The following is a 21,946-nucleotide window of genomic DNA, read 5'->3' as shown; positions in this document are numbered from 1 at the left end:
GACCATCATGGATTTCACCCCTACCGAAGCATCCACCGATCTGGGCGGCCTGGTCCGCACCATCACCGAATCGGTTTGCACACCCGAACACCAGCGCGTGCTCGACGGACTCGACGAGCGCTTCGACCGCGACCTCTGGGCCAAGCTGATCGACGCCGACATCCTGTCGACGGCCGCGCCGGAGACGTTGGGCGGCGGCGGTTTCGGCGTGCTGGAACAGGCCGCCGTGCTGACCGCACTGGGCCGCCAGCTCGCGGCGGTGCCCTACCTGGAGTCCTCGGTGCTCGCCGCGGGCGCGCTGGCCAAGTTCGGCTCCGAAGCGCTGCAACAAGACTGGGCCGTGCCCGCGATCAACGGCGCGAAGGTCGTCACGGTCGCGCTCGACGGTGAGATGGGCGAGGGCCCGGTGCAGGCTGCGTCTTCTTCAGGGCCTGACGGTCCTGTGTACCGACTGACCGGATCCCGCACCCAGGTCGCCTACGGCCCGGTGGCCGACGCCTTCCTGGTGCCTGCCGAAACTCCCTCCGGTGTCCAGGTTTTCGTGATCACCGCCGCAGATCCGGGCGTCTCCGTGAGCACGCTGGACACCACCGGTCACGGCACGGTGGGTCATCTGGAGCTCGGCGGTACCAGCGTCGACGCGTCCCGCGTCGTCGGCGGCCAGGAGGTGCTCGACTGGCTGACGGTACGCACCGCGCTGGGCCGCACCGCATTCCAGCTCGGTGTGCTGGAGCGCGCCCTGGAACTCACCGCCGTGTACGCCCGCGAGCGCGAGCAGTTCGACAGGCCGATCGGCAGTTTCCAGGCGGTGTCCTCTCGACTGGCCGACGGATACATCGACGTCAAGGCACTGCGGTCGACGCTGACCCAGGCGGCGTGGCGGCTCTCCGAGGATCTGCCCGCCGACATCGACGTGGCCAGTGCCGCATTCTGGGCGGCCGACGCAGGCCACCGCGTCGCACACACGACGGTGCACGTGCACGGTGGTGTCGGTATCGACACGGATCATCCGATCCACCGGTACTTCCTGGCCGCCAAGCAGACCGAGTTCGCCCTCGGCGGGGCGACGGGGCAGCTGCTGCAGATCGGCCGCGAGTTGGCCGACACCCCGGCCTGACCGTGCCCGACACGGGCTCGACCGTCGGCGGGCTGCTGCTACCACTCGCGGGCGTCACGGACCGCGGCATCCATTGCGGTGCCGAGTTCACCAGCTGGCGCGACCATATCGCCGCGGGTGCCCAGCTGGCCGCGGCCCTGCGCGCCCGCCTCGACCCGAGCAGGCCGCCGCATGTCGGTGTGCTGCTGGGCAACACGCCGTTCTTCTCCAGCGTGCTGGTGGCGGCGGGCCTGTCCGGGCTGGTTCCGGTCGGTCTGAACCCGACGCGGCGTGGCGCGGCATTGGCAAGTGACATCGAGCGGGCGGATTGCCAGCTGGTGCTGGCCGATTCGGGTGCCGAGGTGCCTGCAGGCGTCTCTCACATCGACGTCGAATCACACGAGTGGACAACCGAACTCGCGGCCCATGCCGGCACTCCGGTGCGCTTCGCCGAGTTGTCCCCGGACGATCTCTTCATGCTGATCTTCACCTCCGGCACCAGCGGAGACCCCAAGGCCGTCCGGGTCACCCAGGACAAGGTGGCTTTCCCCGGCCGGATGCTGGCCGACCGGTTCGGGCTCGGCCCCGCCGACACGTGCTACCTGTCCATGCCGCTGTTCCACTCCAACGCGATCATGGCGGGCTGGGCGGTGGCGGTGGCCGCGGGCGCCTCGATCGCGTTGCGGCGCAAGTTCTCTGCCTCGCAGTTCATCCCCGATGTGCGCCGCTACGGCGCCACCTACGCCAACTACGTCGGCAAGCCGCTGTCCTACATCCTCACCACCCCGGCGCAACCCGACGACGCCGACAACCCGCTGAAGTTCCTGTACGGCAACGAAGGGGCGCCGCGGGATCTGGTGCGCTTCGCCGACCGGTTCGGTGTGCGGGTGGTGGACGGATTCGGCTCCACCGAGGGTGGCGTGGCGATCGCCAGGACCCCCGAGACCCCGGACGGGTCGCTGGGGCCACTGACCGACGAGGTGGCCATCATCGACGTGCAGACCGGACAGCCGTGCCCGCCCGGGGTGGTCGGCGAAATCGTGAATCCGACTGGTGCCGGCTGGTTTCGGGGTTACTACAACTCCCCCGACGCCCAGGCCGAGCGGATGGCCGGCGGCGTCTACCACACCGGCGACCTCGCCTACCGGGACGAGGCCGACTTCGTGTATTTCGCCGGGCGCCTCGGCGACTGGATGCGGGTCGACGGCGAGAACCTGGGCACCGCGCCGATCGAGCGGATCCTGCTACGTCATCCCGACATCGCCGAGGCCGCCGTGTATCCCGTCCCCGACCCCGCAGTGGGTGACCGGGTGATGGCGGCGGTGGTGCCGGTGCCCGGTGCGTCCTTCGACGCCGACACATTCACGGCGTTTCTTGCCGAGCAGGCTGACCTCGGCCCCAAACAGTGGCCGTCATTCGTCCGGGTCAGCACCGCACTGCCGCGCACCGAGACCTTCAAGGTGCTCAAGCGGGAACTGTCGGCCGAGGCGACCGACTGCGCCGATCCGGTGCACACCATCCAACGGCAGACCCTGCGCAGCTAGAGTGCGCGCATGGCCATCGACCCGTCCGCCGTCTCCCTGACCGACCGGGTCGCGGTGGTCACCGGTGGTGGTGAGGGGATCGGCCGCGGAATCGCAGCCGGGCTGCGCGCCTTCGGCGCCAAGGTGGCCCTCTGGGAACGCAACCCGCAGACCTGCGCAGGTGCGGCCGCCGATATCGGGGCGCTCGGCCTGGTCGTCGATGTGCGGGACGCGGACGCCGTCGATGAGGCGTTGCGTCGCACGGTCGACGAGTTGGGCCCGGTCCGGATTCTGGTGAACAACGCGGGGGGGACCTTCGCGTCACCGCTGTTGGAGACCTCGGAGAACGGCTGGGATGCCCTGTACCGGGCCAATTTGCGCCATGTCTTGCTCTGTACCCAGCGGGTCGCACGGGTGATGGCCGCCGCGGGCGAAGGCGGCAGCGTCATCAACATCACCTCCATCGAGGGGGTGCGAGCGGCCCCGGGATACGCCGCGTATGCCGCCGCGAAGGCCGGTGTCATCAACTACACCCAGACCGCGGCGCTGGAATTGGCCGAGCACGGAATTCGGATCAATGCGCTGGCACCGGATTTCACCATGACCGAGGGCCTGGCCCGGATCGGTTCGCCGGAACGCTTTGCCCGTGCCGGCCGAATGGTGCCGATGGGGCGCGGCGGCGATGTCGACGAAATGGCCGGGGCGGCGATATTTCTGGCATCGGATCTGTCCAGCTACATCACCGGACAGACCATTCATGTCGACGGCGGAACCCACGCCGCGGGTGGCTGGTACCGACATCCCGAAACCGGCTCTTACACGCTGGGTCCGGGCTGAACCGGGCCAATTATCGTAAAAGTATTTGCCGAATCTGGCGACCCTTTCTGGTCCGCGAATTCGAGTAGTTCTACTCAGCACGTCGAACGCCCCACTGAGCTACGCTTCCGATCGGAAATGCACAGCGGCAAACTTTGCCGCAATGGCACCTGAAGACCTTTGACCCCCGAGGAGTTCTGTCATGAGAGCATCTGCGCTCACCGGTCTGGCGGCCGCAGCGACCGCCCTCGCCGTGGTCCTGTCGGGCTGCGGCTCGGACACCAAGACCGCGACGAGCAGTAGCGAGAAGACCACTGCGTCGTCGTCGGAGAAGACGTCGACCAGCAAGTCCGCCACGGCCACCAAGAAGCCCAAGGTGGCCCCGCGCGAGGAGGATGCGGCCGGTCCCAACCAGACCATCGCCGAGTACATCAAGGCGAACAACATTCAGGAAGCCCAGGTTCACCGTGGTGACCCCGGTTCGCCCACCATCGATCTGCCGCTGCCCGAGGGCTGGGAGTCGGCCGGCGCCGATACCCCGGACTGGGCCTACGGAGCGATCGTCTACACCGGTCCCGAGGCCGAGGAATACACCCCGAGCGTCGTCGCGATCGTGTCGAAGCTGACGGGCAACGTCGACGAGCAGAAGATCCTCGAACTGGCCCCGGGTGAGCTGCAGAACCTGTCCGGCTACGAGCCGCTCAACGAGGGCGCGTCGAGCACCCTCGGCGAGTACCCCGCCTTCCAACTGGGCGGCACCTGGGTCCAGGACGGCCAGAAGAAGATCGTCGCGCAGAAGACCGTCATCATCCCCGGCGCCGACGGCCTCTATGTGTTGCAGCTCAACGCCGACGGCCTGGAGAACCAGATGGACATCGTGAGCGCGGCGACCGACGCCATCGACTCGGGAACCACCATCACGCCCTGACCTGTTCGCTGAGGATGCCTCCACGGGTACGCCCGTGGGGGCATTTTCGTCGGGTAGCGTCGGGTTGTGGGTTACCGCGAGCTCGCCCCGCCGCCAGGCCTGAGTGCACTGGTCGAATGTGGCTGGACAGCAACGGGACTCACCGGGCCAGCCCGCATCCTGCCGGACGGCTGCATGGATCTGATCCGGCGGGAGGACCAGACCCTCGTCGCGGGGCCGGACACCACCGCCTTTCTCAGCCGATCCGGCCCGGAGCCGGTGCGCGGCTTGCGTTTCCACCCCGGGGTGCTGCCCCGGTTGCTCGGGGTCCCGGCCGCCGAGGTCCGCGACACCCGCGTTGCCCTGAGCGAGCTGCGTGCCGTCGGCCGGGACCGCTCACTGACCGAACTGGCCGAGACGATGGCCGCCTACCCACCCCTACCGGAAACGGCGCCGTGGTCGCTGACCACCCTGGGCGAGGTGACCCGGAACCTGGCCCGGGGCGCGTCGGTGGCCGACACCGCACGCGAAGCCGGGTGGTCTGCGCGCACGCTGCAGCGCCAGTGCACCGCGGTCTACGGGTACGGTCCCGCCATGCTGCGCCGAGTCCTCCGGTTCCGGCGGGCAACCCGGCTGCTGGACACCGGCGTCGCACCGGCAGAGGTCGCGTTCCGGGCCGGATACTCCGACCAGCCGCACCTGCACCGCGAGATCCGCACGTTGGCCGGATTGCCACTCGGTCAATTGGTCGCGGGTCAGCCTGCCGCCGCGAACAGGTCGATCGACGTGCCGTCCGGATCGCTGACCGTCGCGTAGCGCTGCCCCCAGGGTGCGTCGAACGGTGCCAGCATGCCAGGATGTCCGGCGGCGGTGAGCCGCTCATACAGCGCGTCGACCTGCGCGGGCGCTTCCACACCGAACGCCAGCGCCAGCCGGCCAGCAGAGTCCGGCGGCGTCCAGCCGGGATGCATCCCGGCGATGACCTCCTCGGTGTCGAACGCCAGCCGGTTGCCGCCGGGCAGTGCCACCTCGACATGCGGCTCGTCTCCCTCGGGGACGGCCAGTCCCAGCAGCCGATAGAAGTCCAGGGACCGGCGCAGGTCGGCGGGCACGATCTCGATGACCACAGAACTCAGGTGAATGCTCATCACCGCAGGTTAGGGCCCGCGCGCGGGCGGCGTCGTGAACGAATCGGACAAACCGGCCTGGTCGATACCGCCGGTACCGAGTAGGTTTGCCCTGACTACTAGTTACTCACCAGTAAGGGAGAGTCGACCATGCCCGCTCCATCCGCCGCGGACTTCGCCCATCTGCGCACGCTGGTCGCCATCGACGATGCGGACGCCCGCCCGTCCAAACCGATCGACGAGGTGTTCACCGGGCGGGAACTCACCACCATCCCGGTCGGCAACGCCGACGATGTCGCGGCCGCGTTCACCAAAGCCCGCGCCGCACAGGCCGAATGGGCCACCCGCCCGGTCACCGAGCGGGCCGCCGTCATCGAGCGCTTCCGTGATCTGGTGATCGCCAACCGCGACTCCCTGATGGACGTCGCGCAGGCCGAGACCGGCAAGGCCCGGTCGGCCGCCCAGGAAGAGATCGTCGACATGATCCTCAACGCGCGCTACTACGCGCGGGAGGCAGTCAAACTGCTGGGCACCAAGCGGGTGCAAGGCCTGTTGCCCGGCGTGGTGAAGACAGTGGTCAACTACCACCCCAAGGGCGTCATCGGCGTGATCTCGCCGTGGAACTACCCGATGGCGCTGTCCATCTCCGACTCCATCCCCGCGCTGCTGGCAGGTAACGCCGTGGTGGTGAAACCTGACAGCCAGACGCCGTACTGCACGCTGGCCAACGCCGAACTGCTGTACCAGGCCGGGCTGCCGCGTGACCTGTTCGCCGTGGTGCCCGGCCCCGGCTCGGTGGTCGGCACCGCGATCGTGGCGCACTGCGACTACCTGATGTTCACCGGCTCCACGTCCACCGGCCGGACCCTGGCCGAACAGTGCGGCAGCCGACTGATCGGTTTCTCCGCCGAATTGGGTGGCAAGAACCCGATGATCGTCACCAAGGGCGCCAACCTGGATGTGGCGGCCAAGGCCGCCACCCGCGCGTGCTTCTCCAACGCCGGGCAGCTGTGCATCTCGATCGAGCGGATCTATGTCGAACGGTCGGTCGCCGACGAGTTCGCCGCCAAGTTCGCCAAGCAGGTCAAGGCGATGAAGCTGTCCACCGCCTACGATTTCAGCGCCGATATGGGCAGCCTGATCTCCGAGGACCAGATCAAGACGGTGTCCGGCCATGTCGACGACGCGAAAGCCAAGGGCGCCAAGGTGATTGCCGGCGGCAACGCCCGGCCCGACATCGGTCCGTTGTTCTTCGAGCCGACCGTCCTGACCGACGTCACCGACGAGATGGAATGCGGCCGCAACGAGACCTTCGGTCCGCTGGTGTCCATCTACCCCGTCGATTCGGTGGACGAGGCGATCGCCAAGGCCAACGACACGGAGTACGGGCTCAACGCCAGCGTCTGGGCGGGCAGCAAGGCCGAGGGTGAGGCAATCGCGGCCCGGCTGCAGGCCGGCACCGTCAACGTCGACGAGGGTTACGCGCTGGCGTTCGGGAGCACCGCGGCACCGATGGGCGGCATGAAGGCCTCCGGGGTCGGGCGCCGCCACGGTGCCGACGGCATCCTCAAGTACACCGAGTCGCAGACGGTGTCCACCGCCCGGGTGCTCAATCTCGATCCGCCGCTGGGCATTCCGTCCGCCTGGTGGCAGAAGGCGCTGACCCCGATGATCCAGGCCGTGCAGCGGCTGCCCGGCCGGTGATCGAACGGGCCAGGCCGTGCGTGGGCTTGCGGGCACGCGGATCTGATCCGGGAACGGATCGCCGGGGCGACAGGCGTCTGATCCGTCGGCTTTACAGGCAGGGCATGGCACGCAACACTCGGTGGGCGTGAACACAGCCGACTTCTTGTTCGTGACGATGGACGGTGGCGGCAACGTGCCGCCGCTGCTCGGCGTCGCGGCTGCCGTCGCCGGACGCGGGCACCGCGTGCATGTGCTCGGCCATCCCCGACTGCGCGACGCCGTGGAACGTGCCGGACTGCAATTCGCGCCGTACAGCAAGGCCCGCCCGTGGGAACCTCAGGCGGAGAAGAGTGCCTTGCAGTGGGTTCCGATGTTCAACGATCCCGGCATCGCCGAGGACGTCAGCCGGTATTGCACCGATCGCCGCCCCGACGTCGCCGTGGTCGACTGCATGCTGCTACCAGCACTCAAGGCGGTTCAACGCGCGGGCATCACCAACGCTGCCTTCACCCACACGATTCGCGGATACATCGACGGCCCGCACCGCCTCGGGGCAGGTACCTTGGCGCGGTTGTACGGCAACAACGCGGCCCAGCTGTGGAATTCGTCGAACGTGAACATCGTGGCGACAGTGCAACACCTCGATCCTGGCGCCCGGGGGCACCAGCCCGCGAACATCCGCTGGGTCGGCGCGGTCGTCGACGGCAGGCCGAGCCTGCCCAGCGATCCCCCGCTCGTGTTGGTGAGCCTGTCCACCAACGGCTTTCGCGGTCAGCGGAGCACGTTGGAGAAGGTCATCGCAGCGTTGGCCACGTTGCCGGTACGCGCGGTCGTCACGACGGGCGGCGTGATCGACCCCGCGGACCTGCCGCGTGCACCGAACGTCGATGTCGTCGGCTACGCCGATCACCGCGAGATCCTGCCGCACTGCTCACTTCTGATCGGGCACGGCGGCCACGCCACCACCTTCCGTGCGCTGGCGCACGATGTGCCGATCCTGTTCCTGCCTTCGAGCGCGCTGTCCGATCAACGCATGATCGGATCGGCGGTCGCTCGCGCCGGAGCGGGCCGCTCGATGACCAGGTTCGCAGGAGTCGGCGCGGTGCGTGATGCCATCGAGACGCTGCTCACCGATCCGGGCGTGCGCGCCGCGGCCACCCGAATCGGCGACGAGATCCGCGGGGCGGATGCCGCAGCCACGGCGGCCGAACTACTGATCTCGCTGCGGCCCTGACGAGCTCAGGAGCCCGCGATGCCGTCCAGTCGCTTGGTGGTCTGCTCGAATCCACTCACCAGTTCGCCGATGATGTCGGCGACGGGACGGATCTCGTTCATCCGGCCGACGATCTGGCCCACCGGCATGGAGACCGTGTCCGGGTTGTCCGAATCGTTCATCCGCTGGTGCGCCTCGCTGACCAGGATGTTCTGCAACGGCATCGGCAGCGGCTCCGGGGCGTCCGGGGCGTCCCAGGCATCGGTCCATTTGGTCTTCAGCAGCCGGGCCGGCTTGCCGGTATAGATCTTGCGGCGCACGGTATCCGCGGTGGTCGCGCGGAGCAGCGCGTCCTGGATCGTCGACGTGCCGCCGGGCAGTCGGTGGCCCAGGTCGTACTCCGCGGCGGTCAAGAAGGCCGAGCCCATCCAGACACCCTGGGCGCCGAGCGCCAGTGCCGCGGCCACCTGCTTGCCGGTGCCGATACCGCCGGCGGCCAGCACCGGGGCCTTACCGTCCAGTGCGTCGACGATTTCCGGCCACAGCACGACCGATCCGATCTCGCCGGTGTGCCCGCCGGCCTCATGACCCTGCGCGACGACGATGTCGACACCGTTCTCGACGTGGCGCAGCGCGTGCTTGGCGCTACCCGCCAGCGCAGCCACCGGAACGCCCGCGGCGTGTGCCTGTTCGATGACGTCCACGGGCGGGGAGCCCAGCGCGTTGGCGATCAGCTTGATCGGGTGCTTCAGCGCGACCTCGACGTGGCTCCGCGCCACCGAGTGCAGCCAGCCCAGCACGCCCTCGCTCTTCTCCTCGTCCTCGGGAAGCGGCGGAACACCCAGATCGGCAAGGGTTTTCGCGACGAAATCGCGGTGGCTCTGCGGAATCAGCTTGTTGATGTCGACGGCCGTGCCCTCGGTGGGGATCTTGGCCGGCATCACGATGTCGACACCGTAGGGCTTGCCGTCGGTGTTGGCGTCCATCCATTGCAGGACTTCTTCCAGGTCGTCGGCGTCATTGAACCGCACGCAACCCAGCACACCGAGGCCGCCGGCCTTGCTGACCGCGGCGGCCACCTTCTCCGACGGGGTGAAGACGAAGATCGGGTATTCGATCCCGAACTTGTCGCAGAGTTCGGTACGCATCAGTTGGCTCCTACATGCTTGGCGTGCACTTCGTCGGCTTGCCGCTCCTCGGTGGTGTCCTTCGCCCACCGGTAGTCGGGCTTGCCCGCCGGAGAGCGCTTCACCTCGTCGACCAGCCAAAGACTGCGCGGCACTTTGTATCCCGCGATCTCGGTGCGCACGAACGCATCGAGGGAGGCCAGCGTCGGCTGAGTGCCCTCGCGCGCCTGCACGACGGCCGCGACATGCTGGCCGAAGCGCTCGTCGGGCACACCGACCACCAGTGCGTCGAACACATCGGGATGGCCCTTGAGCGCGGCTTCGACCTCTTCGGGGTAGATCTTCTCGCCACCGCTGTTGATCGACACCGAGCCGCGGCCCAGCATCGTCACGCTGCCGTCGGCTTCGACCTCGGCGTAGTCACCCGGAATCGCATACCGCACACCGTGATAGGTCCGGAAGGTCTCGGCGGTCTTCTTCTCGTCCTTGAAGTAGCCGACCGGGATGTGGCCGCACTTGGCGATGATGCCGCGCACACCCGAACCCGGCACGACGGGGTTGCCGTCCTCGTCGAGCACCTTGGTGTTCTTGTCGATCGTGACGCGCGGTCCGCCGGTGTGGCTCTGACCCTTGGCGACGATGCTGGTACCGCCGAAGCCGGTCTCCGAGGAGCCGATCGAATCGGTGATGACGCGGTTGGGCAGCAGCTCGAGGAACTTCTCCTTGAGGCTGGTGGAGAACAGCGCCGCGGTGCTGGCCAGCAGGAACAGCGACGACAGGTCGTAGGTGTTTCCCTCATCCTGGTGCGCCAGCAGCGCGTCGAGCAACGGGCGCGCCATCGCGTCGCCGGTGAAGAACAACAGGTTGACCTTGTGGTCGTGGATCAGGCGCCACACCTGGTCGGCGTCGAATTCCGGTGTCAGCACGACGGTTTGGCCGGAGAACAGCGCCATCCAGGTGGCCGACTGCGTGGCGCCGTGGATCATCGGCGGGATGGGCAGCCGGATCATCGGTGCATTCGCGGCGGCCTGCTTGGACAGGTCGTACTCGTCGGCGATGGGCTCGCCGGTCGCGAAGTCGGTGCCACCGAACAGCACCCGGTAGATGTCCTCGTGGCGCCACATCACGCCCTTGGGGAACCCGGTGGTGCCGCCGGTGTAGAGCAGGTAGATGTCGTCCTCGCTGCGCGGGCCGAAATCGCGCTCGGGCGATCCCTCGGCGAGCGCGGCCTCGAATTCCACGCCGCCGTAGCGCTTGAAGTCGTCGTCTGACCCGTCCTCGACCACCAGGACGGTCTTGACGTTCGGCGTCTCGGGCAGCACATTGTCGACCCGGTCGGCGTAGCGGCGCTCGTGGATCAACGCGACCATGTCCGAGTTCTCGAACAGATACTTCAGCTCGCCCTCGACGTAGCGGAAGTTGACGTTGACCAGGATGGCGCCGGCCTTGACGATGCCGAGCATCCCGATGACGATCTCGATGCGGTTGCGGCAGTACAACCCGACCTTGTCGTCCTTCTTGACGCCCTGATCCTGGAGATAGTGGGCCAGGCGATTGGCCTTCTCCTCCAACTGGGCATAGGTCAGCTGCTCGTCACCACATATCAGGGCGACGCGGTCCGGTACGGCGTCGATGGAGTGCTCGGCGAGATCGGCGATATTCAGGGCCACGGAACCTAAACTAGAACGTGTTACATTTCGTGACAAGTCTGGGGTTACCGAACATGGAGGCAGGCACCGGTGAGCGAGACCGAAAAAGGACCCGACGCCCTCATTGAGCAGCGCGGACACACGTTGATCGTCACACTCAACCGTCCCGAGGCCCGCAACGCCCTTTCCGGCGAGATGCTCTCGATCATGGTCGAGGCGTGGGACCGCGTCGACAGCGATCCGGAGATCCGCACCTGCATCCTGACCGGTGCCGGCGGCTACTTCTGCGCGGGCATGGACCTCAAGGGCGCCACCAAGAAGCCGCCGGGTGACTCGTTCAAGGACGGCAGCTACGACCCGTCGCGCATCGACGGCCTGCTCAAGGGCCGCCGGCTGACCAAGCCGCTGATCGCCGCCGTCGAGGGCCCCGCGATCGCGGGTGGCACCGAGATCCTGCAGGGCACCGACATCCGCGTCGCCGGCGAGAGCGCCAAGTTCGGCATCTCCGAGGCCAAGTGGAGCCTGTACCCGATGGGCGGCTCCGCCGTGCGCCTGGTGCGCCAGATTCCGTACACGATCGCGTGCGACATGCTGCTCACCGGACGGCACATCACCGCGCAGCAGGCGCTGGACTACGGGCTGATCGGCTACGTCGTGCCCGACGGCACCGCGCTGGACAAGGCCCTGGAGATCGCCGAGGTGATCAACAACAACGGGCCACTGGCGGTGCAGGCCATCCTCAAGACCATCCGGGACTCCGAGGGCATGCACGAGCTCGACGCGTTCAAGCCCGACACCGCCAACGGCATCCCGGTGTTCCTCTCCGATGACGCCAAGGAGGGCCCGTTGGCGTTCAAGGAGAAGCGCGCACCCAAATTCCAGATGAAGTAGCGCGACGTGTGCACGTTCCGTATCGCTGAGCGTGACGGAACGTGCACAAGTCGCGGGGGTTACCTGTCCTGAAGCGCCGGCGACGGCACGAACGCGTCGCCCTGCTCCCGGTCCAGGTATGTGGTCGCCTTGTTCTTGATGAAGAACAGGTAGACCACCAGCGAGACCGCGATGCAGACCGTCACGTAGCCGATGAAAAGCGGCACCTGGTCGCGAGCCTTGAGCGCCTGGTAGATCAGCGGCGCGGTGCCGCCGAAGGCCGAATTCGCCAGGGCGTAGCCCACTCCCACACCCAGCGCGCGCACGTTCGCCGGGAACAGCTCGGATTTCACCAGGGCGTTGATCGAGGTGTACCCGGTGAGGATCACGTAGCCGACGGCGACCAGGAGGAACGACAGCAGCGGCGAATGCGTCTGCGGCAGATAGGTGATCAGCACGTAGGTGTAGAGCACGCCACCCACACCGAAGAACACCAGCAGCGGTTTGCGGCCCACCTTGTCGCTGATGATCCCGCCGACGGGCTGCAGCAGCATCAGGAAGATCAACCCGATCAGGTTGATCCAGGTCGCGGTCATCGCCTCGTTCTTGTACGTCGCCTTGACGATGGCGGGCGCGTTGACGCTGTAGGTGTAGAACGCCACGGTGCCGCCGAGAGTGATGAGGAAGCACAGCACCAGCGGCCGCCAGTAGCGCGTGAGCAGAACACGGATGGATCCTGCGCCGGTGTCCTTGCCCTCCCTGATCGCCTCCAGCTGCTCCGGGGACAGCGATTCGTCCATGGTGCGGCGCAACCAGAACACCACGATGGCGGCCGCGCCGCCGACGGCGAACGCGATGCGCCAACCGAATTCGTGCACCTGATCGGTGCTCAGCGTGGTCAAGATGATCAGCAGGGTGAACTGGGCGAGCACGTGACCGCCGACCAGGGTGACGTACTGGAACGACGAGAAGAACCCACGCCGTTCCCGTGTCGCCGCCTCGGACATGTACGTCGCCGAGGTGCCGTATTCGCCGCCGGTGGCGAAGCCCTGCACCAACCGGCACAGGATCAGGATGATCGGGGCGGCGGCGCCGATGGTCTCCCGGCCCGGCACCACCGCGATCACCAACGAGCACAACGCCATCAGCGAGACGCTGATGGTGAGCGCGGCGCGCCGGCCCCGGCGGTCGGCGAACCGCCCGAAGAACCAGGAACCCAGCGGCCGCGTCAGGAAGGTGACCGCGAAGATGGCGTAGACGTAGATCGTCGAGTTCTGGTCGGCCGGATCGAAGAACTGCTTCTCGAAGTACGACGCGAAGACGGTGTAGACGTAGACGTCGTACCACTCGACCAGGTTGCCCGAGGACCCCCTGATGGTGTTCCAGATGGCGCGGCGGGTGTCCGCCGATGTCGATGTCGATGTCGTCATGCACCATCTGTAGCCGTCCGGGGTGCCCCGAGTGAAGGCTCTGCCGGATTTGGCGCCGAATTCTTGCAGAGCCCTTACATTCGCGGGGACACCCGTAACCGAGGAATGGAGCTCACCGATGTTTCGCGGCGCGATCGAAGACCGGCTCGCCATCAGGGAACGTTTCGACAGTTACGCCGGCGCGGTGACGCGCGGGGCCCTCGACGACTACCTGGACTGCTGGACAGCCGACGGCGCCCGCCGCGGCGTCGGCGGCGAATGCCAGGGCATCGATGCGTTGCGGGCCCACTGGGACGGCATCTGGAAAGCGTTGGCGCAGATGTCTTTCATCACCCAGATCGGTTCCATCGAGGTCGATGGCGACCACGCCGCGGCCACCTCGTTCTGCCTGGAGAACTTCCGGTTGCACGACAACACGACCCGGCAACTCGTCGGCGCCTACGACGACCGGCTGCGCAAGGTAGACGGTGTCTGGCGATTCAGTGAGCGCCGCTACCGGATACTCCTGGAGAACCTCTAGTCGAGCACCCGCGGGACCGGGGTGAACACCACCGGCATCGCCTCGGGGCCGCTGACGAAGTTGGCCGGCCGCAACGGCACCTGCGCGCCGTCGGCCAGTCGCAGGTCCGGCAGTCTGCGCAGCACGCGTTCGGTCATCAGCTTCAGCTCGAGACGGGCCAGCTGGTTGCCCAGGCAGAAGTGGCTGCCGAAGCCGAATGCCAGGTGGCTGTTCGGGTTCCGGTCGATGCGGAACTCGTCGGGGTTCTCGAACGCGGCCTCGTCGAAGTTGGCCGCCTCGAACATCAGCATGATCTTCTCGCCCGCCTTGAGCTCCGTGCCGTGGAACTCGGTGTCGGCGGTGACGGTGCGGCACATGTTCTTCACCGGTGAGGTCCAGCGCAGCATCTCCTCGATGGCACCCGGAAGCAGCTCCGGATTCGCAACGAGGGCCTCCCACTGATCCCGGTGTCGCAGCAGCGCCTCGGTGCCCCCGGACAAGGTGTGCCGGGTGGTCTCGTCGCCGCCGATCAGGATCAGCAGGGTCTCCATGACGATCTCATCGTCACTCATCCGCTGGCCGTCCACCTCGGAGTGCACCAGGATCGAGAACAGGTCGTCGGTGGGTTCGGCGCGGCGCTTGGCGATGACGTCCATGGTGAACGCGGTGTAGGCGGCGAACGTCTCCATCAGCTTCTGGATGCCCGATTCATCGATGTGCGAGGACAATCCACACACCAGGTCATCGGACCACTGCAGCAGCATCTCGCGTTCGGTCGGCAGCACGCCGAGCATGTCCCCGATGACCGCCATCGGCAGCGGAGCGGCGATCTCACGGACGAAGTCGGCCTCACCGCGTTCGCACACCCCGTCGATCAGGGCATCGCACAGCCGCTCGATGGACGGCAGCTTGTCCATCACCCGCTTGCGGGTGAAGCCGGCGTTGACGAGCTTGCGCCGCACCAGGTGCGCCGGGTCGTCCATGTCGATCATGTACGGCATGCCGGGCTGGTCGGGCCGGATACCGCCGGCGCTGGAGAACAGTTCCGGGTTGCGTTCGGCGTCGAGCACCGCCTGATAGCTCGCGGCGGCGGCCTGCCCGTTGCGGTCCCGGAACACCGGCTGGTTGGCCCGCATCCACCGGTAGGCCTCGCGGGCGGCGGGACCGTCGGCGTAGAAGCGGCCGTCGGCCAGATCCACATCGGGCTTGGCGATTACAGATGTCACGCGATCTCCTTGGCGTCACCGAAAGTCATGTCCACGTTCTGCGCGGACCCCGAGAACAAGGCCCGTTTGGGGAAGCCGAGTTCGGCGAGTTCTCTGGCGTAGGGATGTGCACCGAGGCGCACCCGGACCCCACCCGGCCGGTACCGCACACCCGTCATCCGCATCTCACCCGAAGTTTCGCGGGTGACGCCGTCCAGGTGCGAGTAGGTCGGATGCACCTGGGGGCGCGAGGTGAACATCCCGGGCACCGGCAACCCCGGGCTGAAATCCATCCCGACGGCGTGGCTGCCCTCGATGCTGACGTCGAAGGAGAACGGTTTCCCGTCATCAATCCTGAAGTCCGCCATCACCTTCGGGTAACCCCAGATGGTCCGGCCGGCCTCCAGCGTGAACGCCTGATCGACGGGCAGGTGGTGGATGAACGCCCCGGCCGACTGCAATGCATGCAACCCCGACGCGTTGGAGCCGGGCGGATTGACCATGACATTGGTGCCGTACTCGTAGTACTGGCCCAGATCGGTGTCGAGGTAGTGCATCAGCATCAGCACCACGATGGCCTTGGTGGGCCGGTACCGGCAGACCTGCAGACCGCTGTAGTCGACCATCCGCTGGGCGGCGTCGGCGTTCACCGAGAACATGGCCATGTGCTGCTGCGCGGTGCGCACCCGCACCGGCATCGTCAGGATGGTGCCGGCGATGGTGTGCTGCGTGGCTTGGGTCACACGCCAAATCTAGAACGCGTTCTAGACAACTGGCAAGAAGTGTCTACACCAGCCCGGCAAGATCGTTGATCTGCTCGACCGACCGAGCCCCGACCACCATCATCGTGACGCCGGATGCTTCCCACGCCTTGATCTGTCCCTTGACGTAGTCCAGGTTGCCGACGATCGCCGAATCGTCGACCAGCTCGTCGGGGATGACCTTGGCCGCTTCATCCTTCTTGTCGTTGCGGAACAGCCTCGTCACGTCGTCGACGACCTCCGCGTAGCCCATCCGGCGGTACACATCGGCGTGGAAGTTGGTGTCCTCCGCTCCCATCCCGCCCATGTACAGGGCCAGGTGCGGCTTCATCAATTCCATGATCGCCGGTCGGTCGTCGGTGACCACGACCTGCGCGGTCGCACAGATCTCGAAGGTCTCGCGGGTGCGCCGCGCTCCGGGGCGCGCGAAGCCCTCGTCGAGCCATTCGTTGTACATGCCCGCGATGCGCGGCGAGTAGAAGATCGGCAGCCAGCCGTCGGCGATCTCGGCAGCCAGGGCGACGTTCTTCGGGCCCTCGGCGCCCAGCATCACCGGGATGTCGGCGCGTAGCGGGTGGGTGATCGGCTTGAGGTTCTTGCCGAGTCCGGTGGTGCCCTCGCCGGTCAGCGGCAGCGGGTAGTGCCGTCCGGCGCTGTGCACCGGCGCCTCGCGGGCCCAGACCTGGCGCAGGATGTCGACGTACTCGCGGGTGCGGGCCAGCGGCTTGGGGAACTTGGCGCCGTACCAACCCTCGACCACCTGCGGACCGGACACGCCGAGACCCAGGATGTGCCTGCCACCGGACAGGTGATCCAGCGTCAGCGCGGCCATCGCGCAGGCGGTCGGGGTGCGCGCCGACAGCTGGATCACCGAGGTGCCCAGCCGCAGCTTCGTGGTTTCGCGACCCCACCAGGCCAGCGGGGTGTAGGCGTCCGAGCCCCATGCCTCGGCGGTGAAGACGGTGTCGAAGTCCGCCGCCTCGGCCGCAGCGACCAGTTCGGCGTGGTTGGTCGGGGGCTGCGCGCCCCAGTAGCCCAACTGCAAACCCAGCTTCATAAGCTCACCTCTCGACCGGTGGTTGAAACCATTCTTAGAACCTGTTCTACTCGATGCCGTGACCACAGGCCAAAGCAGCCCGGTGCAGATCGACAAGCATGAGCGGCCTCTCTCGGCGCCGCTGAAGCTCGCATTCGACTACACCCGTTCAGTCGGACCACTCCTGTCCCAGTTCTTCACCGCACTGCGCGAACGACGGATCGTCGGCGTCCGCGGATCGGACGGCCGGGTACATGTACCGCCCGCCGAGTATGACCCGGTCACCTACGCGGCCCTGACCGAGGTGGTGCCCGTCAGCGCCGTCGGCACGGTGCAGTCGTGGACCTGGCAGCCGACGCCTCTGGAGGGCCAGCCGTTGGACCGGCCGTTCGCCTGGGCGCTGATCAAGCTGGACGGCGCGGACACCGCACTGCTGCACGCGGTCGACGCGCCCGAGGGCACGCTCAAGACCGGCGACCGGGTGCACGCGCACTGGATCGACGAGCCGGTCGGCGCCATCACCGACATCGCCTACTTCGTTCCCGGTGAGGATCCGGAACCCGAGGGCGCGCCCGATGACCGGGACCCCATCACGGTGCAGGTGACGCCGAGCTTCATCGAGATCCAGCACACCGCCTCACTGCCCGAGACCACGTTCCTCAAGGCCCTTGAGGAAGGCAAGCTGCTGGGTGGCCGCACCAAGAGTGGCCGCGACGGCCAGCCCGGCAAGGTGTACTTCCCACCCAAGGAAGCCGATCCCGCAACGGGTTTGGCGCTCGATGAGTTCCTCGAGCTGCCCGATGTCGGCACGGTCACCACGTTCGCGATCATCAACATCCCGTTCCCGGGGCAGCGCATCAAGCCGCCCTACGTCGCCGCCTACGTGCTGCTCGACGGCGCCGACATCCCGTTCCTGCACCTGGTCGTCGAGATCGACCCGGCGGATGTGCGGATGGGTATGCGCGTACAGGCGGTGTGGAAGCCCCGCGAGGAGTGGGGCCTGGGCATCGACAACATCGACTACTTCAAGCCGACGGGTGAGCCCGATGCCGACTACGACTCCTACAAGCACCACCTGTAAAGGCAGACATGACTGACATCGCAGTGGTGGGCTTCGCACACGCGCCCCACGTCCGCCGCACCGACGGCACCACCAACGGCGTCGAGATGCTGATGCCGTGCTTCCACAAGCTGTACGAGGAGCTCGGCCTCAAGCAGACCGATATCGGCTTCTGGTGCTCGGGATCCTCGGATTACCTTGCCGGCCGCGCCTTCTCGTTCATCTCCGCGATCGACTCGATCGGTGCCATCCCGCCCATCAACGAGTCGCACGTCGAGATGGACGCCGCGTGGGCGCTCTACGAGGCCTACATCAAGCTGCTCACCGGGCAGGTCGAGACGGCCCTGGTGTACGGCTTCGGCAAGTCCTCGGCAGGCACGCTGCGCCGGGTACTGGCCCTGCAGACCGACCCGTACACCGTCGGGCCGCTGTGGCCGGACTCGGTGTCGATGGCCGGGTTGCAGGCCCGCGCCGGACTGGATGCCGGTAAGTGGACCGCCGAGCAGATGGCTCAGGTGGCCCTCGATTCCTACGCCGCCGGCGGCCGCACCGACAAAGAAGAGGTCACCGGCAGCATTGACGATCTGCTGTCGCGGCCGTTCTTCGCCGACCCCCTGCGCCGCCACGACATCGCGCCGATCACCGACGGGGCCGCCGCGATCGTGCTGGCATCCGGCGACAAAGCGCGCGAACTGCGCGAAAACCCCGCCTGGATAACCGGTTTCGAGCACCGCATCGAGACACCGATCCTCGGCGCCCGCGACCTGACGGCCTCGCCGTCCACCGCCGCGTCGGCCAAGGCGGCCCTGAATGGTGACGCGGGTTCGATCGACATCGCCGAGATCTACGCCCCGTTCACCCATCAGCAGCTGATCCTCACCGAGGCCATCGGGTTGGGGGCCTCGACGAAGGTCAATCCGTCGGGCGGCGCGCTGTCCGCCAACCCGATGTTCTCGGCCGGACTGGAGCGCATCGGTTTCGCCGCGCAGCACATCTTCTCTCGTTCTGCGCAGCGCGTGCTGGCGCACGCCACCAGCGGCCCTGCGCTGCAACAGAATCTCGTCGCCGTCCTGGAAGGGAAATAAAGATGGCGGGCAAGCTTGCCGCGGTGCTGGGCACCGGGCAGACGAAGTACGTCGCCAAGCGACACGACGTGTCGATGAACGGCCTCGTGCGTGAGGCCATCGACCGTGCGCTCGCCGATGCCGGATCGACGTTCGACGATATCGACGCGGTGGTGGTCGGCAAGGCGCCCGACTTCTTCGAGGGCGTGATGATGCCCGAACTGTTCATGGCCGACGCGGTCGGAGCGACGAACAAGCCGCTGATCCGGGTGCACACCGCTGGTTCGGTGGGTGGTTCGACCGCGATCGTCGCGGCCAGCCTGGTTCAGTCCGGCAAGTACAAGCGCGTGCTGACCATGGCGTGGGAGAAGCAGTCCGAATCGAATGCCATGTGGGCGTTGAGTATTCCGGTGCCGTTCACCAAGCCGGTGGGCGCCGGCGCGGGCGGCTACTTCGCCCCGCACGTGCGCGCCTACATCCGCCGCTCCGGCGCCCCGAACCACATCGGCGCCATGGTGGCGGTCAAGGACCGGCTCAACGGCGCGAAGAACCCCTTGGCGCACCTCCATCAGCCCGACATCACGCTGGAGAAGGTGATGGCCTCCCCGATGCTGTGGGACCCGATCCGCTACGACGAGACCTGCCCGTCGTCCGACGGAGCGGCCGCGATGGTGATCGGCAACGAAGAGGCCGCCGAGGCGCATCTCGCCAATGGCAATCCCGTCGCCTGGATCCACGCCACCGCGCTGCGCACCGAGCCGCTGGCCTACGCCGGCCGTGATCAGGTCAACCCGCAGGCCAGCCGCGACGCCGCGGCCGCGCTGTGGAAGGCCGCGGGCATCACCTCACCCATCGACGAGATCGACGCCGCCGAGGTCTACGTGCCGTTCTCCTGGTACGAGCCGATGTGGCTGGAGAGCCTGGGCTTCGCGGCCGAGGGCGAGGGCTGGAAGCTCACCGAGGCCGGCGAGACCGCCATCGGCGGACGGATCCCGTTCAACGCCTCCGGCGGCGTGCTGTCGTCGAACCCGATCGGTGCGTCCGGAATGATCCGGTTCGCCGAGTCGGCCATCCAGGTGATGGGCAAGGCGGGCGACCATCAGGTCCCGGGCGCGCGCAAAGCCCTCGGCCACGCCTACGGTGGCGGCGCCCAGTACTACTCGATGTGGGTCGTCTCCAGCGACAAACCAGCACAGTGACGGCACCGGTCACCCTTGCGGGGCGGCGGTCGCGCGAAGCGGCCGTCGCCCGCGACAAGGACGCCTGGCTCGCGTTGTTCGCCGACGACGCGATCGTCGAGGACCCGATCGGTCCGTCGCACTTCGACCCCGAGGGCAACGGTCATCGAGGCAAGGAGGCGATCGCCAGATTCTTCGATATGGCGATCGCCCCGAGCCAGTTGGAGTTCCACTTCGACAAGACATATGTCTGCGGCGACGAGGAAGCCAACGTCGGTCACATCGTGATCGTCTCGAGCGGGTATCGCGTGCAAGCCGACGGGGTGTTCACCTACCGGGTGAACGCGGAGGGAAAAATCGCCGCTCTGCGGGCGTATTGGGAGCTGGCGGCGGCCACGGCGGGCGCCCGCAAGATCTGATGCCGTCGCGTAGCGTTGAGGACGCTTTGTTCCCTAGTTTGTAAGAGTCAACAGATCACTGTGCTGCGCCTCAACACGTCCGCCATTGCCCCCATCGCCCTCGCGGCGGCCCTGATCAGCGGTTGCGCCGGCACCAACGGCAGCACGCCCGCGGCGACCAGCCTGCCCGGATTTCCGGCGCAGCCCCCAGTGACGACGACATCGTCGTCACCGGCGAAGGCCGCGCCGAACTACGAGCGCCTGTTGATCAGCGCCGAGGACCTCAGTGATGAAGAGGACACCTTCCACCAGCAGTCGGCGCAGTCACAGCCCGACGGACAACCGGGCGCCAGTGCCTTCTTCGTCAACGACCAGGACGACCGCGCCATCAGCAGCGTCGTGCTGATCTATCCGGATGCTGCGACGGCCGAGGCCACCCTGAAGCAGGCGCAGGCGACGCTGCCCTCGCTGGTGGCCGGCGGCACCCCGCAACCCATCGCCGTGGGCACCGGCGGCGTCGTCGTCAAGGGCGCCAAACCCGAAGAGGACAAGTCGGTCACCCTGATGTTCTTCACCGTCGACCGTGCCCTGGTCCGGATGGAGTTCCAGAGCGCGATCGGCGACACCACCACCGACGGGTTCGTCACCAACGTCGGCAAGATGCAGGCGATCGCGCTGCGCACCGGCCTGGCTACACAGCCCTGAGTCCCTCGGCGTAGCGGCGCGCCAGATCCTGGTACGCCACACCGTTGGTGTTGATCCAGATCTCGGCGCCGGTGCCCGCGATCGGCCCCTTGATCTTGGCGGGTGAGCCCGTCACCAGCACCTCGTCGGGAATCTTGGTGCCGCCGGTCACCAGCGCATGCGCGGCGACCAGAGTCCTGGAACCGATGACCGCTCCGTCGAGCACGGTCGCATGGTTGGCGATGACCGCATGGCTGCCGATATGGGCACCGTGGATGACGCAGCAATGCGCGATGGTGGCTCCGGGACCCACATCGACCGGGATACCCGGCGGGGCGTGCAGGACCGATCCGTCCTGCACGTTGGCTCCCTCGCGGATGATGATCGGCGCATAGTCGGCCCTCAACACCGCGTTGAACCAGACCGAGGCCCCGGCGGCGACGTGCACGTCCCCGATGAGCGTGGCGGTCGGCGCGACGAACGCGGTCGGGTCCACCACGGGAGCTCGGCCCTCGAATTCATAAAGAGGCATGGTTCACATATACCGCAGGTGGGCATACATGCATTGCGCGAACGAGGACCAAAACTGTAACGTGTTCTAGTTAGAAGACCGATAC

General features: G+C 67.2%; 22 protein-coding genes. 14 read left to right on the top strand and 8 right to left on the bottom strand.

What is annotated here, in order from left to right:
- Positions 1 to 7 precede the first annotated feature (7 nt).
- The 5 genes from AC1DY7_RS15700 to AC1DY7_RS15680 all read left to right on the top strand — a co-directional run bounded on the left by AC1DY7_RS15700 (position 8) and on the right by AC1DY7_RS15680 (position 5,158).
- Positions 8 to 1,117, top strand: coding sequence for an acyl-CoA dehydrogenase family protein (locus AC1DY7_RS15700; protein WP_477494631.1), 1,110 nt, complete (start codon positions 8 to 10; stop codon positions 1,115 to 1,117).
- 2 nt (positions 1,118 to 1,119) lie between these two features.
- Entirely contained in the window at positions 1,120 to 2,640 is a 1,521-nt protein-coding gene (gene fadD17 / locus AC1DY7_RS15695) for a long-chain-fatty-acid--CoA ligase FadD17 (RefSeq protein ID WP_477494630.1), read from the top strand.
- Between the two features lie 9 nt (positions 2,641 to 2,649).
- The gene (locus AC1DY7_RS15690; RefSeq protein ID WP_477494629.1) at positions 2,650 to 3,456 is read left to right on the top strand and encodes an SDR family NAD(P)-dependent oxidoreductase; all 807 of its coding nucleotides are present in this window, start codon (positions 2,650 to 2,652) and stop codon (positions 3,454 to 3,456) included.
- A gap of 181 nt (positions 3,457 to 3,637) precedes the next feature.
- On the top strand, positions 3,638 to 4,363 hold the full coding sequence (gene lpqN / locus AC1DY7_RS15685; RefSeq protein WP_477494628.1) for an envelope biogenesis lipoprotein LpqN: 726 nt from the start codon (positions 3,638 to 3,640) through the stop codon (positions 4,361 to 4,363).
- 66 nt (positions 4,364 to 4,429) lie between these two features.
- Complete coding sequence (locus tag AC1DY7_RS15680) at positions 4,430 to 5,158, top strand: AraC family transcriptional regulator (RefSeq protein ID WP_477494627.1); 729 nt, start codon at positions 4,430 to 4,432, stop codon at positions 5,156 to 5,158.
- Here the strand turns inward: AC1DY7_RS15680 and AC1DY7_RS15675 are convergent.
- Positions 5,098 to 5,490, bottom strand: a complete 393-nt coding sequence (locus tag AC1DY7_RS15675; RefSeq protein WP_477494626.1) for a VOC family protein — start codon at positions 5,488 to 5,490, stop codon at positions 5,098 to 5,100. The two genes, AC1DY7_RS15680 and AC1DY7_RS15675, sit on opposite strands and share 61 nt — an antisense overlap.
- Before the next feature lie 129 nt (positions 5,491 to 5,619).
- On the opposite strand from AC1DY7_RS15675, the gene AC1DY7_RS15670 reads away from it, so the two are divergent.
- Together AC1DY7_RS15670 and AC1DY7_RS15665 are read left to right on the top strand one after the other, a co-directional pair.
- Positions 5,620 to 7,173, top strand: coding sequence for a succinic semialdehyde dehydrogenase (locus AC1DY7_RS15670; RefSeq protein WP_477494625.1), 1,554 nt, complete (start codon positions 5,620 to 5,622; stop codon positions 7,171 to 7,173).
- Positions 7,174 to 7,300: 127 nt separating this feature from the next.
- Complete coding sequence (locus tag AC1DY7_RS15665; RefSeq protein ID WP_477494624.1) at positions 7,301 to 8,389, top strand: glycosyltransferase; 1,089 nt, start codon at positions 7,301 to 7,303, stop codon at positions 8,387 to 8,389.
- 5 nt (positions 8,390 to 8,394) lie between these two features.
- On the opposite strand, the gene AC1DY7_RS15660 is transcribed toward AC1DY7_RS15665, so the two are convergent.
- Positions 8,395 to 9,516, bottom strand: a complete 1,122-nt coding sequence (locus AC1DY7_RS15660) for an NAD(P)H-dependent flavin oxidoreductase (RefSeq protein WP_477494623.1) — start codon at positions 9,514 to 9,516, stop codon at positions 8,395 to 8,397.
- Positions 9,516 to 11,201, bottom strand: a complete 1,686-nt coding sequence (locus AC1DY7_RS15655) for an acyl-CoA synthetase (protein WP_477494622.1) — start codon at positions 11,199 to 11,201, stop codon at positions 9,516 to 9,518. The genes AC1DY7_RS15660 and AC1DY7_RS15655 overlap by 1 nt, the downstream gene beginning before the upstream one ends.
- 33 nt (positions 11,202 to 11,234) lie before the next feature.
- Here AC1DY7_RS15655 and AC1DY7_RS15650 point away from each other — a divergent pair, with 33 nt between their 5' ends.
- Positions 11,235 to 12,035 (top strand): crotonase/enoyl-CoA hydratase family protein, encoded by an 801-nt coding sequence (locus AC1DY7_RS15650; RefSeq protein ID WP_477494621.1) that lies wholly within the window; start codon positions 11,235 to 11,237, stop codon positions 12,033 to 12,035.
- 59 nt (positions 12,036 to 12,094) lie between these two features.
- On the opposite strand, the gene AC1DY7_RS15645 is transcribed toward AC1DY7_RS15650, so the two are convergent.
- Positions 12,095 to 13,444, bottom strand: a complete 1,350-nt coding sequence (locus tag AC1DY7_RS15645) for an MFS transporter (protein WP_477494620.1) — start codon at positions 13,442 to 13,444, stop codon at positions 12,095 to 12,097.
- A gap of 118 nt (positions 13,445 to 13,562) precedes the next feature.
- On the opposite strand from AC1DY7_RS15645, the gene AC1DY7_RS15640 reads away from it, so the two are divergent.
- Positions 13,563 to 13,964: a nuclear transport factor 2 family protein gene (locus tag AC1DY7_RS15640; protein WP_477494619.1), complete on the top strand. Its 402-nt coding sequence runs from the start codon at positions 13,563 to 13,565 to the stop codon at positions 13,962 to 13,964.
- Here AC1DY7_RS15640 and AC1DY7_RS15635 read toward each other — a convergent pair.
- From AC1DY7_RS15635 to AC1DY7_RS15625, 3 genes are all read right to left on the bottom strand, one after another.
- Positions 13,961 to 15,157: a cytochrome P450 gene (locus AC1DY7_RS15635; protein ID WP_477495046.1), complete on the bottom strand. Its 1,197-nt coding sequence runs from the start codon at positions 15,155 to 15,157 to the stop codon at positions 13,961 to 13,963. The two genes, AC1DY7_RS15640 and AC1DY7_RS15635, sit on opposite strands and share 4 nt — an antisense overlap.
- An 8-nt stretch (positions 15,158 to 15,165) precedes the next feature.
- Entirely contained in the window at positions 15,166 to 15,846 is a 681-nt protein-coding gene (locus AC1DY7_RS15630; protein ID WP_477495045.1) for an acetoacetate decarboxylase family protein, read from the bottom strand.
- Positions 15,847 to 15,934: 88 nt separating this feature from the next.
- A complete protein-coding gene (locus AC1DY7_RS15625) occupies positions 15,935 to 16,966 on the bottom strand; it encodes an LLM class F420-dependent oxidoreductase (RefSeq protein ID WP_477494618.1) in 1,032 nt (343 codons plus the stop codon).
- 58 nt (positions 16,967 to 17,024) lie between these two features.
- On the opposite strand from AC1DY7_RS15625, the gene AC1DY7_RS15620 reads away from it, so the two are divergent.
- The 5 genes from AC1DY7_RS15620 to AC1DY7_RS15600 are packed head-to-tail and all read left to right on the top strand — an operon-like array spanning position 17,025 to position 21,350.
- On the top strand, positions 17,025 to 18,026 hold the full coding sequence (locus AC1DY7_RS15620) for a Zn-ribbon domain-containing OB-fold protein (protein ID WP_477494617.1): 1,002 nt from the start codon (positions 17,025 to 17,027) through the stop codon (positions 18,024 to 18,026).
- An 8-nt stretch (positions 18,027 to 18,034) separates the two neighbouring features.
- Positions 18,035 to 19,090: a thiolase domain-containing protein gene (locus tag AC1DY7_RS15615; protein ID WP_477494616.1), complete on the top strand. Its 1,056-nt coding sequence runs from the start codon at positions 18,035 to 18,037 to the stop codon at positions 19,088 to 19,090.
- A 2-nt stretch (positions 19,091 to 19,092) separates the two neighbouring features.
- On the top strand, positions 19,093 to 20,268 hold the full coding sequence (locus AC1DY7_RS15610) for a thiolase domain-containing protein (protein WP_477494615.1): 1,176 nt from the start codon (positions 19,093 to 19,095) through the stop codon (positions 20,266 to 20,268).
- The gene (locus AC1DY7_RS15605; protein WP_477494614.1) at positions 20,265 to 20,666 is read left to right on the top strand and encodes a nuclear transport factor 2 family protein; all 402 of its coding nucleotides are present in this window, start codon (positions 20,265 to 20,267) and stop codon (positions 20,664 to 20,666) included. Before AC1DY7_RS15610 ends, AC1DY7_RS15605 begins: the two co-directional genes overlap by 4 nt.
- Before the next feature lie 60 nt (positions 20,667 to 20,726).
- Positions 20,727 to 21,350 (top strand): hypothetical protein, encoded by a 624-nt coding sequence (locus tag AC1DY7_RS15600; RefSeq protein WP_477494613.1) that lies wholly within the window; start codon positions 20,727 to 20,729, stop codon positions 21,348 to 21,350.
- Here the strand turns inward: AC1DY7_RS15600 and AC1DY7_RS15595 are convergent.
- Entirely contained in the window at positions 21,337 to 21,861 is a 525-nt protein-coding gene (locus tag AC1DY7_RS15595) for a gamma carbonic anhydrase family protein (RefSeq protein ID WP_477494612.1), read from the bottom strand. The two genes, AC1DY7_RS15600 and AC1DY7_RS15595, sit on opposite strands and share 14 nt — an antisense overlap.
- Positions 21,862 to 21,946: the final 85 nt, after the last annotated feature.

This window comes from Mycobacterium sp. P2_H7 (assembly GCF_056403275.1).
This window is presented reverse-complemented; position numbering and strand designations above follow the sequence as displayed.

What these genes read in the sequence shown, in the direction of transcription:
- AC1DY7_RS15700 (WP_477494631.1), top strand. Translation starts at nt 8, where the DNA reads ATGGATTTCACCCCTACCGAAGCATCCACCGATCTGGGCGGCCTGGTC.
- AC1DY7_RS15690 (WP_477494629.1), top strand. Translation starts at nt 2,650, where the DNA reads ATGGCCATCGACCCGTCCGCCGTCTCCCTGACCGACCGGGTCGCGGTG.
- lpqN (WP_477494628.1), top strand. Translation starts at nt 3,638, where the DNA reads ATGAGAGCATCTGCGCTCACCGGTCTGGCGGCCGCAGCGACCGCCCTC.
- AC1DY7_RS15675 (WP_477494626.1), bottom strand. Translation starts at nt 5,490, where the DNA reads ATGAGCATTCACCTGAGTTCTGTGGTCATCGAGATCGTGCCCGCCGAC.
- AC1DY7_RS15670 (WP_477494625.1), top strand. Translation starts at nt 5,620, where the DNA reads ATGCCCGCTCCATCCGCCGCGGACTTCGCCCATCTGCGCACGCTGGTC.
- AC1DY7_RS15660 (WP_477494623.1), bottom strand. Translation starts at nt 9,516, where the DNA reads ATGCGTACCGAACTCTGCGACAAGTTCGGGATCGAATACCCGATCTTC.
- AC1DY7_RS15645 (WP_477494620.1), bottom strand. Translation starts at nt 13,444, where the DNA reads ATGACGACATCGACATCGACATCGGCGGACACCCGCCGCGCCATCTGG.
- AC1DY7_RS15640 (WP_477494619.1), top strand. Translation starts at nt 13,563, where the DNA reads ATGTTTCGCGGCGCGATCGAAGACCGGCTCGCCATCAGGGAACGTTTC.
- AC1DY7_RS15630 (WP_477495045.1), bottom strand. Translation starts at nt 15,846, where the DNA reads ATGCCGGTGCGGGTGCGCACCGCGCAGCAGCACATGGCCATGTTCTCG.
- AC1DY7_RS15625 (WP_477494618.1), bottom strand. Translation starts at nt 16,966, where the DNA reads ATGAAGCTGGGTTTGCAGTTGGGCTACTGGGGCGCGCAGCCCCCGACC.
- AC1DY7_RS15615 (WP_477494616.1), top strand. Translation starts at nt 18,035, where the DNA reads ATGACTGACATCGCAGTGGTGGGCTTCGCACACGCGCCCCACGTCCGC.
- AC1DY7_RS15610 (WP_477494615.1), top strand. Translation starts at nt 19,093, where the DNA reads ATGGCGGGCAAGCTTGCCGCGGTGCTGGGCACCGGGCAGACGAAGTAC.
- AC1DY7_RS15595 (WP_477494612.1), bottom strand. Translation starts at nt 21,861, where the DNA reads ATGCCTCTTTATGAATTCGAGGGCCGAGCTCCCGTGGTGGACCCGACC.